This window comes from Anaerococcus octavius, from assembly GCF_900445265.1.
GTDB lineage: Bacteria > Bacillota > Clostridia > Tissierellales > Peptoniphilaceae > Anaerococcus > Anaerococcus octavius.
In genome coordinates this window covers 238,599-253,566 of sequence record NZ_UFTA01000002.1, presented here as the reverse complement: position 1 = coordinate 253,566, position 14,968 = coordinate 238,599, and the positions used below count along the sequence as shown (strand labels likewise).

Genomic DNA, 14,968 nt, shown 5'->3' with positions numbered 1-14,968 from the left:
AGGAGCCTAACTGGCTCCTTTATTTTTTTATCTTTTTAATTATTTTCAAAGCTCCATCATCATATGGTGGATATTTTAATTTCATTTCGAAATTAGATTTAGCTTGCATAATAGATTTTTGGTTGGAGAAATTTTTAAATCCATAATAACCATGATAGCCACCTTGACCACTATATCCTACACCACCAAATTGCAAGTAAGGATTTGATACCATCATCAAGGTATCATTTACCATGCCATTTCCAAATTCCATATTATACATTACTTTCTCTTTAATTCTCTCATCTTCTGTGAATAAGTAAAGAGCTAGTGGTTTTGGTAAAGTTTTTACCTTATATAAAATGTCATTTAAATTAGTATAGCTTATAATTGGAAAAATTGGACCAAATATCTCTTTGTCCATAAGTTTGTTATTGAAATCAACCCCATCTACAATAGTAGGTTCTAGTCTCAAGTTTTTGCTATCATACCTACCACCATAAACTATAGTTTGATCTTTTAGTAAAGATACTAAATCTTCTAAATGCTCTTCATTTATTATATTTGCATAATCAGAAGAATGGATTGGATCTAGTCCATAAAACTCTATCAAAGCTTTTTTTAATTCTTTTATAAATTTATCTTTGACAGCTGCATTTACTAATATATAATCTGGAGATACACATGTTTGCCCAGCATTTATAGTATTTCCCCAGGCAATAGATCTAGCAGCCAATCCTATATTTGCATCGCTTTCTATAATAGCAGGAGATTTACCGCCTAGTTCCAAAGTAACTTTGGATAAGTTTTTGCTTGCAGCTTGCATTATTGTTTTACCAACTTCTGCTCTACCAGTGTAAAAAATATGATCGTAATTATAAGAAAGTAGCTCTTCGTGACTTACTTCTTTATTATCTACAACATATAAATATCTAGAATCAAAATTTGCATTAACTAATTCTCTTAGCAAATTTGATGTGTGTTTTGATTTCCTACTTGTTTTTAAAATTATAGTATTGCCTGCTGCCATAGCTCCTATTATTGGATCTACAGCTAATAAGAACGGATAATTCCATGGTGAAATAATCAAAGTAACGCCCATTGGTTCATATAGTGTATATGATTTTGCTGGCATAGACATTAGAGAAGTTTTTTCATAAATTGGCTTCATCCAATCTTCTAAACTGTCTATAGCTAAATTTATTTCTTCATAAGCCATAGTTAATTCTGTTGAATAAGCCTCAAAATTGGACTTTCCTAAATCTTTTGCAAGAGCCATTAGAATATTATCTTCAAATTTGACTAGCAAATCTTTTAATTTTTGTAAATTTGTTAACCTAAATCCCAAGGTTTTTGTCTGACCAGAATAAAAATATTCTCTTTGCAGATCTACTATATTTGCTAAATTCATTTATTATCTCCTTAGTTTTTCGTACTCTTTTATTTATTCTTACCCTAAAATATGTAAAAAAATAAAACCTTCTAGCTATCTAGAAGGTCATCTATCTTATTATAAATTTTCTATTACTTCTTCGATGTCAGGTAGTTCAGATGGTTCATAAACCTTTACCCATTTTACTTTTCCTTCTTCATCGATAATTACATTTGCTCTTTGACTAGCTCCATTTTCTTCATTAAACAAACCATAAGCTTTAGTAACTTCTCCATATGGGAAGAAATCTGATGCGATTTTTACATTTTCTATGCAGAGCATATCTGCCCATTTTTGTTTTGCTGGGAATGGATCTATGGATAGCCCAATAACCACTGTATCCCCTTTTTCTTGGATTCTATCATAATTTCTTTCTAAAGATCTCATTTGATCTGTACAAACAGATGTAAATGCAAGTGGATGCCAAGAAAGAATTACTTTTTTGCCTTTTAAATCTGATAAGTTTATATCATTTTTGTATTGGTCTTTTAGTGAAAATTCTGGTGCTTTTTCGTTTACATTAATAGTCATAATACACTCCTTTTAGATTCTTATTTTACTATGATATAATATATACCCAACTAATTAGCCTTTAAAAAATCATTAGCAAATTTAACCATAATTGTAGTAGCTATAGTTAGTGACTTTTCATCTATATCAAAGTATTCATTGTGGTGTTCAGCTCCTGAACCTACTTCTTTATTTTTTGTACCAATCATTGCAAGAGCTGTTGGACAAAGCTTGCTATATCCTGCAAAAGATTCTGAAGCAAACCAAATTATATCTTTAGCTAAAGAGTCTGGCATAATATCTTCTATTGAATTTTGGATAAATTCAGATAAAATTTTATCATTTATTACAGGATCATTATCTTGAATTATTTTATTTTCTATAAATTGGCATTCGTGGGCCTCGGCTGTTAGAGAGCCTACTTTTCTAACAAATTCTAGGGCTTTTTTGCCTTCTTCTATATCAAAGTATCTTAAAGTTCCTGCAACCCTAACTTCATCTGGAATTACATTTGCAATTGTACCACCATTTATCATGCCAAGACCAAGAGTGACCGTTTTTCTAACATCAACACGATTTACCCATGCACTTGCTAGTCCATTAATAATATTTGTAACTGCAAATATTGGATTTATTGACAAGTCAGGACGAGACCCATGCCCACCCTTACCACGTACTGTAAAATCAACTATAGCATTGCCTGCCATAACAGGACCTGCATCTATAGCAATTTTTCCAGTATCTAAAAAAGCTGCTAGATGGGCTCCATATATAGCATCTATTTTTTCTTTTTCTAAGGCTTCTACCATTTTTCCTATCCCTGAGCATATTTCTTCGCCCTCTTTAAAAATAAAAATAATTTTTCCTTTTAAATTATCTTTATTCTTAACTAGTATATGCATAGCTGCTAAAAGTATTGCCATGTGACCATCATGACCACAAGCATGAAACTTGCCATTTACTTTTGATTTGCAGACTCTTTTTGCTTTTTGATTTTCTTCTTTTTCTACTATTGGCAGTGCATCTATATCAGTTCTAAGACCTATAGTTTTTCCTACTTTTTCTGTATCAAGGATTGCATAAAAACCTGTGCCTTCTACTTCTGTAATCGGTAAATTTAATTTTTGGACTTCAGATTTTAAAAATTTGCTGGTTTCAAATTCTTCACCAGATAGTTCTGGATTTTCATGAAGGTACCTTCTAGTTTTTACAAGATAATTCTCAATAATTTCTACGCTTTTTGTTATACTATCATTTGATATGCTCATTTTTACTCCAATTAGACCTTACTTTATTCATTGTAATTTATAATAAATTCTTAATTTTAAATAATAATGAAAATTTACGGATCATTATAGTTACTTTACCTTAAATAAAGAAAATTTCGATTGTAAAATTTGCAAATAAAAACGGCAATAATTACATTGCCGTTTCAAATAATAAATTATAATGAAGCTATTGCTTCGATTTCTAATGGTGCTCCTAATGGAAGTGCAGCTACTTGTATAGCTGATCTTGCTGGTTTATGTTCATCAAAGAATTCTTTGTAAACTTCATTAACTGCTGCAAAATCATTAATATCTGCTAAGAATACTGTACATTTGATTACTTTATCAAGTGATGAACCAGATTCTTCTAAGATAGCTTTTATATTATTTAATGATTGTCTAGCGGCAGCAGAGATTTCTGTTACTAATTCTCCATTTTCTGGATTTAATGGAATTTGACCTGATGTAAATACAAATTCTTCTGTACCAATCGCTTGTACATATGGTCCTACTGCTGCTGGTGCTTTTTCTGTGTGAAATGATTTCATAATTATATCTCCTTAAATTTTTAAATGTTTTACATTACATTTATATAACAAATCACAAAATAATTCAAGGAATTTTTTAATTAATTTTCAAATATTCCTCAAGTGTAAGATCATTTTCGTAGATATTCTTTGCATTTTCAACACCTACAAATCTAAAATGCCAAGGCTGAGCCTTATGACCAGTTTTATTTTCCTTACCCTTTGGATATCTTTCAATAAAACCGTATTTGTAAGCATTTTTTGCTAACCAATCGTAACTTGCTGTTTTTTCAAATTTATCGTTATACTTGCTTCCTTCTGTAAAAAAGTCAAAGGCAGAGCCAAGTTGATGTTCGTTTGTACCAGCTTCTGAGCTATCTGGTTCAGAAACTTCAAACATTTTTTTCTCTAAGTTATATCCCCTATAGTCAGATGCAATTTTAAGATCTAAATTTTGACGTTGCATATCTTGACGCATAGTTTCATAAGCACGTCTAGCAGTTTTATCCACTCCTGGATCAAAATCTTCTGGCAAAGGATAGTTTTCACTTACATAAGCTAGACCATTTACAACCTTTATTTTCTTATCTTCTGGAAGTTTTGATAATCCAAACTTATTTACATAATAATAGGTATCATCTAATTTTACCTTAGAAAAGCCGTTTTCTGTACCAAAATATGGTACATATGTTCCTTTTTCTATGTATTTTTCAGTTTTTGAATAATCATTTGGAAATTGATAAGCATATTGTGTTTGTGCACAAAGTACATATTCTTTTAATTCATCACTATACTTATCATCTTCTAAGGCTTGACTTTTATCAATATCTGCATCAGTAAACCCAAAATCTGTAGCAACATAGATTTTGTCATTTTTTTCTTCTACTGTCTCTTCTTTAAGTTGTTGAAGATCACCAGAGGCTTGCCTAATCTCACTTGGTCTTGAAATTTGAAATTCGTTGTCACTATTTCCTTTAAAAGCAAATTGATATAGGCTTCCTACTAATACTAAAGATAATCCTGTAGTTATGATTTTTTTATTTCTAGCTTTTCTTTTTCTCTCTTGTTTTCTCTTTTTTTCTCTGATACCTTTGTTAGACATATTTGTTCCTATTCATTTATTTCAATATTATAGTAATTTTTGACTGAGGGAAATCTCTTTTATAAAATATATCTCAATTTTATGCAAAGTGATTTATTAACTATTTATTAACATTATAGCATGATTCTAGTAAATTTAATAGGGGTAAAATGACTTTATTTTAATAAAAAACAAAAAAAATCGACTGATTAGTCGATTTTTTCTTAATTTTATAAATATTGATTACTTTCTGAAAATATCTGCTATTCTTTGCAAATAATTTCTTCTTTTCTTTAGATTTTTTCTTTCTTCACTTATGTTATTTTCGTGCTTTCTTTGATTTCTTTTTGCAACTTTTTCTGCTGCTCTATCTTCTTCAGCTTGTAGGCTACGTTTTTTGGCATGGCTAGCTAAAGTTGCTTGAGCATCTATATTATTTATATTTTGTACTTTTGTATATTCACCATTTGAAAGCATCTTTCTGATTTTTACATCATCAGATAGCATTAGGTCCATAAATTTTATAATTCTTTTTTTAATAACATCATCATAAATAGGAACTGCCACTTCCATCCTATGCCTTATATTTCTAGTCATAAAGTCAGCTGAAGAAATATATACTTTTGCACAATCTCCCTTACCGAATTGGTAAACTCTGTGGTGCTCCAAAAATCTACCTACTATTGAATATATTTCTACATTTTCTGTGCGATCTTTAATATCTGGTAATATGCAAGTTATTCCTCTAACAAGCATAACAATTTTTACTCCAGCATTTGAGGCTTCTGAAAGTTTTTCTATTAGAATCCTATCTGAAATAGAATTTAATTTTAACCTAATGTAGCCATTTCCACTTTCTTCTTGAATTCTAATTTGTTCATCTATTAACTTATCTAAACCATCTTGCATAGATTTTGGACTAACCATTAGATTTTTATATTCACCTTCAAGATTTCCTAGCATGACATTATCAAATAGGTCTTTTGCATCTAGTCCTATAGCTCCATTTGAAGTCATTAATGAAAAGTCTGTGTATAATTTGGCTGTTTTTTCGTTATAATTACCTGTTGCTACTTGAGTAATGTAGTTAATATTTCCTTGGTAGTCAACTCTTGTTATAAGGCAAATTTTAGAGTGAGTTTTATAATTATCAAAACCATACAAAATTTTACATCCTGCATCTTCTAATTTTGATGACCATAATATATTATTATCCTCATCAAATCTTGCGCGCAATTCCATTAAAACTATAACATCTTTGCCATTTTCACTTGCTTTTATTAAAGCTTTTGCTATTTTGCTATCGTGAGCTATTCTATATAGGGTGATTTTTATAGAAACTACTGTATCATCCTCTGCAGCTTCTTCTAATAACCTAATAACAGGATCCATTGATTCGTATGGGAATGATAAAAATATATCTTTGTCATTTATCTGATCAATCATTTTTCTAGTTGGATCTACCATTACAGATGCTTGTGGACTAAATGGCTTATAGCTATGCTTAGATTTTATATTGTCTGGCAAATCTTCTGCTAATCCAAATAAAAATCCTGCTTGCATTAAGGATTTTGTTACTAGAACGTCCTCTTTTTCTAAGTCAAACTTTTTAGTTAAAAACTCTACCGATGAATCCGATAAGTCTTGGTCTACCTCAATTCTTACTGGGTGCAGTCTTTTTCTTTTTTTTAATTTGCCTTTCATATAATCTCTAAAGTCTTGATCTATATCATAGTCATCGTCGTCATATGAAATATCGGTATTACGAGTTAAAGATATTATATATTTGTTAACTACATCATAGCCTTCAAAAACTTGGTAGCCAAACTCTTTTATAATGTCTTCAATGAACACAAAAGTAGTGTCATTTATTTTTAAATATCTTTTAATTTTATCTGGCACTTGTATAAGACCTATATTTTTACTCTCTTCATCCTTCTGCCCTACTAAAGAGAAAAGTACACATAAGGCTAAATTTGGTAGCCTTGGGAAAGGGTGAACCCTATCTACTACTTGAAAATTCAGTATAGGTTCAATTTTTGTATTGAAATAATACTCTACAGATTTTCTATCTTTTTCATTCAGTTCGGAAACTTTAAGCAAATTAATACCATTTACTTTAAGATCATCAACTATTTGTTCATAAACTTGGTCTTTTTTTCTATAAAGATCGATACACTCTGTCAAAATTGCTTCGATTTGTTCATCGCTGGTCATACCAGATTTACTATCGACTGGTTTTTTCTTTAAATTTTTAAAGTCTGATAAACTACCTACCCTAACCATAAAAAATTCTTCTAGGTTAGTATCAAAAATCGAGAAAAATCTAAGTCTTTCTAAAATTGGTACATCTTTATCATTCGCTTCTTCTAGCACTCTTTGATCAAATTTTAACCATGAAAGTTCTCTATTCTGAGTAAAAGATATATCTGTCATTTTTTAATTATTCCTTCCTAGTAATTTATTATATACATACCCTTCTCTTACACCAGTTTGACTAATACTTATTTTTTCACAATAAAAATATTTGGCCAAACGATTTAATATAACCATACCAGGAAGTAATGTATGAACCCTATCGGGTTTTACCGCTAAAATAGCATCTAAAATCTCTCTTGGTTCTTTTTCGATAAAATCTTTTATCATATCATTTAATTTTGAAGCATCCATTACCGTATTGGAAGTTGATTCGTTATAATATTCATTATAAAATTTCATAGTAGCACGGGCTGTACCACCTACAGCACATAGTAAATCATGGTCTTCTCTATACATTTTATTTGATTCGAGGAGTGACTTAACCTCGCTATCTATTGATTTTTTTTCATCTTTACTTAAAAATAGACCATCAACATAATCATTAAAGGCAGATAATGATCCTACTGACAAAGAAGTTGATTTTATAACCTTATGTTGGTCGATTATTACAACTTCAGATGATCCACCACCAATATCTGTCAAAACGCCACGAGAAACATCTACAGATGAACTAGCTCCTATAAAAGAAAGTTTAGCTTCCTCTTCCCCACTAATAATTTCAATATCTAAATCAAGCTCATCTTTTACCCTATCAAGGATTTCTTGTCTATTGGCAGCATCTCTTATAGTTGCTGTTGCAAATGGATGAAGTTCATCAATATCTTCAAAATTATCTACCACTGATTTAAAGTTTTTAAGAGTTTCTATTAGCCTTTGTATTCCTTTTTCTGAAAGGACCCCATCTTTTACATAAGTTTTTAAGGAAGCTTGCTCTTTTTCATTAAATAAATTGGTAACTTTATCTCCATGTATTTTGTACACAGATAGCCTTACAGTATTTGATCCTATATCTATTACTGCATATATCATTTAAATCTCCTTTTCCTCCAGATAGTAATTACAATCTAGGATTTTGTCTATTAATTTTTTATTCTCTTCATTTACTTTAGTCATAAATATATTAACTGATATATCATCGCTATCTTCAAAATTTATTTTTTTACCAATATTACTTGCAGGATTTATTATATTTGCATTATAGTTTAAATTTTTCTCTATAGAATTTCTTATAATCGGATAATGAGTACATCCTAAAATAATATTTGGTATTTGTTTTTGATTAGCAATTTCTAAATAGCTCTTTAATTCTTTATCCATTAAAGGTCCCTCAATATCTCCATTTTCAATTAATTTTACTAAATTTGGAGCTGCTATTTCATAAACTTTGCTAGAGGATAATTTTTCAATAGAATTTTTGTAAAAATGACTATCAACTGTGGCTTGAGTTCCTAGTACTAGATAATCTCCTTTAAAAAGTAGAGCATTTTCTAAACCTGCTTTGGTAATAGGATAAAAAGGCTTTTGGTATTTCTCTTGCAAAAAATCTGTTGCCAATGTTGAAATTGTATTACAAGCTATTATGTATCTGTCGATATTGTATTTTTCCAAAAAATTTACAATTTCATCGGAAAATTTAATTATTTCTTTTTGTGGACGACTTCCATATGGGGCTCTTAGACTATCCCCTAGATAATAATAATTTGCATTTTTTTTCTTAACTAATTCATTTAAAACACTTAGTCCACCCAGACCAGAATCAAATACTCCAATATTTGTCATATTAATTCCACCTTTTTTACAAATTCATATTTATCTTTCATATCTATATAGGCATTTTCAAGGCTTTCATCATCCATAAATATTCCAAATATAGAAGCTCCACTACCACTTATAAGGCAAACTTCAGCATTATTATCTAAAAAATCGCTCTTTATATCTAACAAGTGAGGGAAAAGATCTGTTGCAACATCTTCCATAACATTTTCAAAATAGAAAATAGCTGAATGATCTCCATTTTTAAGCTTTTCTATAATCAGATCATTTTCAACATGGCCATAGTCATCAAGCCTTTTATATACTTCAGCTGAAGAAATCTCTGTCCCGTCATTGACTAATAGTATTTTCATATCAAGCCTATTTTTAAATGGATCTATAATCTCACCTATGCCCCTAGCTCTTGATGTAGAATCTTCAAAGAAAAAGGGAATATCCGCACCTATGCTAGCTCCAATATCCATCATTTCTTTTTTTGATAAATTAAGCTGCCAAAGCTCGTCTAGTCCTTTTATCATCTCAGCTGCATCAGTTGATCCACCAGCTAGACCCGCTGCCAGCGGAATATTTTTCTTTAAATAAACATCCACCCCTGGATTATTTGTTTTATCTTTTAAAATATCCCAAACTTTATAAACTAGATTATCTTCTACAGGGCATATACTATTTAAATTTGAAGAATAATTAAAATCTCCACTATCATTTGCCTTTATTTCAAGCTCGTCAAATAAGCCTATACGCACCATAATGGTATCTATTTCGTGATAACCATCACTACGCTTATACAAGCTATCCAAAGTTAAGTTTATTTTTGCAAAACATTTTCTAATCATTTTAACCTCAGCTCTAATTATAACAAAATTTATCAATTTTGAACAAAAAAAATAATATGCTCACAATCAGCATATTACCCTAAAGATATCATATATTGTGGTGCAGGATAGAAGACTTGAACTTCCACGACCTAAAATCGGTCACAAGATCCTTAGTCTTGCGCGTCTGCCAATTCCGCCAATCCTGCGTAAATACTAAATCATGATACACCCAAATTTAAAAAAAGTCAAATAAAGGTTAACCTTTAAATGACTTGTGATAAAAATTGCTTGCTGCGTTCGTTTTTTGGATTAGCAAAAAATTCTTGAGGACTGCTGCTTTCTTCCACAATATTTCCCCCATCCATAAAAACAACTCTATTTGAAACTTCTCTGGCAAATCCCATTTCGTGAGTTACTACTACCATGGTCATACCATCATCGGCAAGTTCTTGCATCATTTCTAAAACTCCACCGACCATTTCTGGGTCAAGGGCACTGGTTGGCTCATCAAAAAGCATTAGTTTTGGATTCATCATTAGTGCACGAGCAATAGCTACTCTTTGTTTTTGTCCCCCAGAAAGGCTAACTGGATATACCATTTTCTTTTGGCTTAGACCAATTCTTTCAAGAAGTCTCATAGCCTTATCATTTGCTTCTTTCTTTGTCATCTTCCCTCTCATAACTGGAGCGAGAGTTAAATTATCTATTATAGGCATATTTGAAAATAGGTTGAAATTTTGAAAAACCATACCCATTTCTTCTCTTAATTTATTTATGTCAACTGCTGGATCATTTATTTTTTTACCTTCAAAAAATATTTCTCCACCATTTGGCTTTTCTAGAAGGTTTAGGCATCTTAATAATGTTGATTTCCCTGATCCTGATGGACCGATAATTGAAATCACATCATTTTTTTCTACCTGTAAATTTACTTTATCAAGCACTTTTAATTTACCATATGATTTTTCTAAATTATTTACTTTAAGCATAAAGGTTCGCCCTTTCTATTTCCTTAAATATTTTCTCGATTATTAAAACAATTACTAAATATATTATAGCAGCAGAAAAATATGCTGTAGCCGCATCGAAAGTTTGACTTATTACTATAGAAGCACCACGGGTTAGGTCGGCAAGTCCTATAAATCCAGCAATTGAAGTTTCTTTAAATAAGGTAATTACTTCATTGCCTAAAGCTGGCAAGGAATTTTTTAATGCTTGTGGCATAGTAACCTTTTTCATAGTCTGAAAATTGCTAAGTCCAAGGCTTCTTGCAGCTTCTTTTTCTCCCTTGGCAACTGAATTGATCCCTCCTCTAAAAAGCTCTGACATATAGGCTGATGAGTTTAGAGCAAAGGAAATTATTGCAACTAACATAAGATTATCTAAGTTCACTAAAATAACATTAAACATTATTAAAAGTTGAATAGTAGAAGGTGTACCACGAATAATTGATACAAAAAGTGCAAATATTTTATCAAGAATATTTATTAATACACTTCCAAATCCATTGTTTTCATAAGCCTGATCAATATTTGCAGCTCTCACTAGAGCTATTAATAAGCCAAGAGCAAAAGAAATAATTAAAGCGCATATTGTCACTATCAGTGTTGTCTTTAATCCATCTAATAGATATTTACAAGCCCCATTATCTATAATATTTGACTTAAACCTTCCAAATATGCCCTTACTAGCTTGCTTATCATCGCTTTTTTGATATTTATCCATTATTTTGTCTATTTCTCCAGATTCTTTTAAAGCTGCAATAGCTTCATTCATATCTTCTAAAAGTTCTGGATTATCTTTACTAATAGCTATAGCATATTCTTCCTCAAGATAAGGTGTTTCTATTATAGTTAAATCTTTATTGGCATTTACAAAATTTTCTGCAGAATGCTTATCTAAAATAACTGCATCGATCTTTTTATTTTGTAAGGACAAGATAGCATCTGGAACTTTATTAAAAGAATTTACATTTTCTTCTCCAAAGTCATCTTTGGCTATAGTATCTCCAATTGTTCCCAACTGGGTCCCAATTTTTATTCCATTATTTAAATCTTCTACTTCTTTTTTATCAGAATCTTTTCTAGTGATTATAATTTGGCTTGTTTTTGTAAATGAATCTGTAAAGTTTACTGATTTTTTACGTTCTTCTGTAACTGTAAATCCAGCAGCTCCTCCATCTATTTTTCCTGAATCAATGCTTGCAATTATATTATTAAAATCCATATCGTGAAGTCTAACTTCAACTCCCATATAATCCCCAATAGCTCTTAATATATCAGGATCGATTCCTACTATTTCATCACCTTCATAATATTCATATGGTGGAAAATCTGCGCTTGTTCCAAAATCAAGAACTTTTCCATCTTCTTTTTCACTTGATGCTTGTACTTTACCAGGCAACAATAAACATAAGGTAAAAATAATCGCACAAAGTTTCTTAAATCTGTTTTTCATTATTACTCCATCTAATAATTCTATCGTATTTTTTCTTGGACAAATTTTATTTGTCTTTCCACTTCGCTTTTTGCAGGTCCGCCTAGAGATTTTCTTTCATTAACGCATTTTATTATATCAATTTCATCATAAATATCTTCTTCAAATAATTCTGATTCATTCTTATAAATTACTAATTCTATTTCATCTAAACCCTTATTATTTTCTATGCCATATTTTACAAGTCTTGCCGAAATATGATGGGCATCTCTAAAGCTTAGTCCCTTATTTACCAAATAATCTGCCACATCAGTAGCATTTAAAAATCCATCTTTGCAAGCTTTTAACATTTTTTCTTTATTTACTGTCAATGTTTCAATTTGCCCTGCCATAACTTGAAGTGCCATTTTTATTGCATCTACACTATCAAAAATAGATTTCTTATCTTCCTGCATATCTTTTGAATATGCTAGTGGCAATCCTTTCATCATTACAAATGATTGATTCATATTTCCTATCAGCCTTGCAGATTTACTTCTAATAAGCTCTGCCATATCTGGATTTTTCTTTTGAGGCATAATGGATGATCCAGTGGAAAACTTATCATCTATTTTCACAAAGTGATAAGGCTGGGATGACCAGATTATCAATTCTTCTGAAAGTCTTGATAAATGTATGCCAATTATCGATAAAACTGATTGTAATTCTAGAATATAGTCTCTATCACTTACTGCATCCATAGAATTTTGCATGAGACTATCAAATCCTAGCTCTTTTACAGTAAATTCTCGATCAATTGGATAAGTTGTGCCAGCTAAAGCACAAGCACCAAGCGGTGAAAAGTTTAATCTTTTTTTGTAATCTTCTAGCCTTTCCAAATCACGAAGACCCATCATAGAGTAGGCCATCAAGTGATGGGCAAATGTTACTGGCTGTGCAGCTTGTAAATGTGTGTAGCCCGGCATAATTGTATCTTTATTTTCTTTAGCTTTTTTACAAAGAACATTTATATATTTTTTTAAAAACTTTAAAATTTCTTTGCTTTCATCTCTTAAATTTAATTTTAAATCTGTTGTTACTTGATCATTTCTAGACCTTGCCGTATGCATTTTTTTGCCAAGCTCTCCAATTTCATCAATTAAAGCTGATTCTACAAAGGTATGAACGTCTTCGCTAGTTAAATCTACTTTTAATGATCCATCTAAAAGCTTTTGCTTTATAACTTCTAGTCCTTTGATAATTTGATCAGCTTCATTTTTTTCTAAGATAGCAGTTTTTCTTAGCATTTTTACATGGGCAATGGATCCTTTTATATCATCAAATACTAATCGTTGATCAATTTTAATTGATGAGTTAAATTCTTCAGCAAATTTGTCCAAATCACCTGATAGCATTCCACTCCATAATTTCATCTTATTTATTTTCACCTTCTTTTATTGCTTTTGCATAAATTTTTGTACTTAAGCCGAATAGATTAATAAATCCAGTGGCATCTGATTGGTTATATACATCATCTTCTTCAAATGTTGCATATTCTTCTAAGTATAAGGAATTTGTTGCAAAAATTCCAGCTGGTTGCATTGAACCCTTATATAATTTTACCTTTACTTTACCATTTACATTTTCTTGAGTTTTCTCAATAAAAGCATCCATAGCTTCTTTTAATGGTGTCATCCACTTACCCGCATACACTAATTTTGCATAATCTAGGGCTATTTTTTCTTTATATTGTAAGGTATCTGGATGTAGGGTTACTGTTTCTAATTTTTCGTGAGCAAAATATAAAACACTTGCTGCAGGATTTTCATAAACTCCTCTGGATTTCATACCTACCATCCTGCTTTCTACTATATCATCTATACCTATACCGTGTTTACCAGCTATAGTATTTAATTTTTTTACCAAGTCTGATCCTTTTAGCTTTTCTCCATTTAGGGCTATTGGATTTCCATTTTTAAATTCGATTTCCACTATTTCAGCTTTATCTACTGCTCTTTCTGCTGGAGTTATCCAATATAATATTTTTTCTAAATCAGCTGCATTTTGTGGATCTTCTAGATCTAAACCTTCATGAGATAAGTGCCATATATTTTCATCCATGGAATAATCTTCATCCTTGCTGACTTTTAATTCTATGTCGTGTTCTTTTGCATAAGCTTCTTCTTCGCTACGACTTTTTATATCCCAAATCCTCCATGGTGCTATTACAGTGATTTCTGGTGCAAGTGCCATAATTGAAAGTTCAAAACGTATTTGATCGTTTCCTTTTCCTGTGCAACCATGAACAATGACATCTGTATCTTCTTTTTTAGCTACATCTACTAAAACTTTTGATATTAGTGGACGAGCAATTGCAGTTCCTAGTAAATATACATTTTCATATTTTGCATCAGCTTTTAAAGATTTAAAGGCATAATCTTCTATAAATTCGTCTTCTACATTTACATTATAAAATTTACTAGCTCCTGAAGATAAGGCTTTTTCTTCCAAAGCTTTTGGATTTTCTACTTGACCTAGGTCTACTGATACACAAATGACTTCTTTGACACCATGTTCTCTAAGCCATGTTACCATAACTGATGTATCTAGGCCGCCAGAATAAGCTAATACTACTTTGTTCGCTTCTTTTAATATTTCATATTCGTTTTTTAACATAATATCCTCCATAAAAATTTTTTTAAAATATAGTCATCTGTGTATTTTCTTGGCAATAAAAAAAGCTTTCACCCCAAAAAGGGACGAAAGCTCGTGTTACCACCCATATTCATTTATTTCTCACAAAATAAACCTCATCAAGTACAAATAATACTCTAACTCTATAACGGGAG

General features: G+C 30.8%; 13 protein-coding genes, 1 tRNA gene and 1 other annotated feature (1 of these 15 running past the window's edge). All 14 genes read right to left on the bottom strand.

The window, feature by feature from the left end; genetic code table 11:
* Nucleotides 1–19: 19 nt before the first annotated feature.
* Nucleotides 20–1,390 (bottom strand): aldehyde dehydrogenase family protein, encoded by a 1,371-nt coding sequence (locus DY249_RS01315; protein WP_115594918.1) that lies wholly within the window; start codon nucleotides 1,388–1,390, stop codon nucleotides 20–22.
* A gap of 99 nt (nucleotides 1,391–1,489) precedes the next feature.
* Nucleotides 1,490–1,942 (bottom strand): redoxin domain-containing protein, encoded by a 453-nt coding sequence (locus DY249_RS01310; RefSeq protein ID WP_115594917.1) that lies wholly within the window; start codon nucleotides 1,940–1,942, stop codon nucleotides 1,490–1,492.
* Between the two features lie 50 nt (nucleotides 1,943–1,992).
* Nucleotides 1,993–3,189 carry an amidohydrolase gene (locus tag DY249_RS01305; protein ID WP_115594916.1) on the bottom strand — a complete coding sequence of 399 codons (1,197 nt, stop codon included), beginning with the start codon at nucleotides 3,187–3,189 and terminating at the stop codon, nucleotides 1,993–1,995.
* A gap of 176 nt (nucleotides 3,190–3,365) precedes the next feature.
* Nucleotides 3,366–3,737, bottom strand: coding sequence for a RidA family protein (locus tag DY249_RS01300; RefSeq protein WP_115594915.1), 372 nt, complete (start codon nucleotides 3,735–3,737; stop codon nucleotides 3,366–3,368).
* A gap of 76 nt (nucleotides 3,738–3,813) precedes the next feature.
* Nucleotides 3,814–4,818, bottom strand: coding sequence for a M15 family metallopeptidase (locus tag DY249_RS01295; RefSeq protein ID WP_115594914.1), 1,005 nt, complete (start codon nucleotides 4,816–4,818; stop codon nucleotides 3,814–3,816).
* Between the two features lie 222 nt (nucleotides 4,819–5,040).
* Entirely contained in the window at nucleotides 5,041–7,233 is a 2,193-nt protein-coding gene (locus DY249_RS01290; RefSeq protein WP_101540921.1) for an RNA degradosome polyphosphate kinase, read from the bottom strand.
* A gap of 3 nt (nucleotides 7,234–7,236) precedes the next feature.
* Nucleotides 7,237–8,145, bottom strand: coding sequence for a Ppx/GppA phosphatase family protein (locus DY249_RS01285; protein ID WP_101540922.1), 909 nt, complete (start codon nucleotides 8,143–8,145; stop codon nucleotides 7,237–7,239).
* Nucleotides 8,146–8,895, bottom strand: a complete 750-nt coding sequence (gene murI / locus DY249_RS01280; RefSeq protein ID WP_101540923.1) for a glutamate racemase — start codon at nucleotides 8,893–8,895, stop codon at nucleotides 8,146–8,148.
* A complete protein-coding gene (ispE, locus tag DY249_RS01275; RefSeq protein ID WP_115594913.1) occupies nucleotides 8,892–9,722 on the bottom strand; it encodes a 4-(cytidine 5'-diphospho)-2-C-methyl-D-erythritol kinase in 831 nt (276 codons plus the stop codon). Before ispE ends, murI begins: the two co-directional genes overlap by 4 nt.
* A 98-nt stretch (nucleotides 9,723–9,820) precedes the next feature.
* Nucleotides 9,821–9,910: transfer RNA gene (locus tag DY249_RS01270), tRNA-Leu, on the bottom strand.
* Nucleotides 9,911–9,967: 57 nt separating this feature from the next.
* Nucleotides 9,968–10,693, bottom strand: a complete 726-nt coding sequence (locus DY249_RS01265; protein WP_115594912.1) for an amino acid ABC transporter ATP-binding protein — start codon at nucleotides 10,691–10,693, stop codon at nucleotides 9,968–9,970.
* Nucleotides 10,686–12,161 carry an ABC transporter substrate-binding protein/permease gene (locus DY249_RS01260; RefSeq protein WP_115594911.1) on the bottom strand — a complete coding sequence of 492 codons (1,476 nt, stop codon included), beginning with the start codon at nucleotides 12,159–12,161 and terminating at the stop codon, nucleotides 10,686–10,688. Before DY249_RS01260 ends, DY249_RS01265 begins: the two co-directional genes overlap by 8 nt.
* A gap of 20 nt (nucleotides 12,162–12,181) precedes the next feature.
* Complete coding sequence (gene argH, locus DY249_RS01255) at nucleotides 12,182–13,552, bottom strand: argininosuccinate lyase (RefSeq protein WP_115594910.1); 1,371 nt, start codon at nucleotides 13,550–13,552, stop codon at nucleotides 12,182–12,184.
* Nucleotide 13,553: 1 nt separating this feature from the next.
* Nucleotides 13,554–14,795: an argininosuccinate synthase gene (locus tag DY249_RS01250; RefSeq protein ID WP_115594909.1), complete on the bottom strand. Its 1,242-nt coding sequence runs from the start codon at nucleotides 14,793–14,795 to the stop codon at nucleotides 13,554–13,556.
* 76 nt (nucleotides 14,796–14,871) lie between these two features.
* Nucleotides 14,872–14,968, bottom strand: a binding site (T-box leader) (it continues 134 nt past the right edge of the window).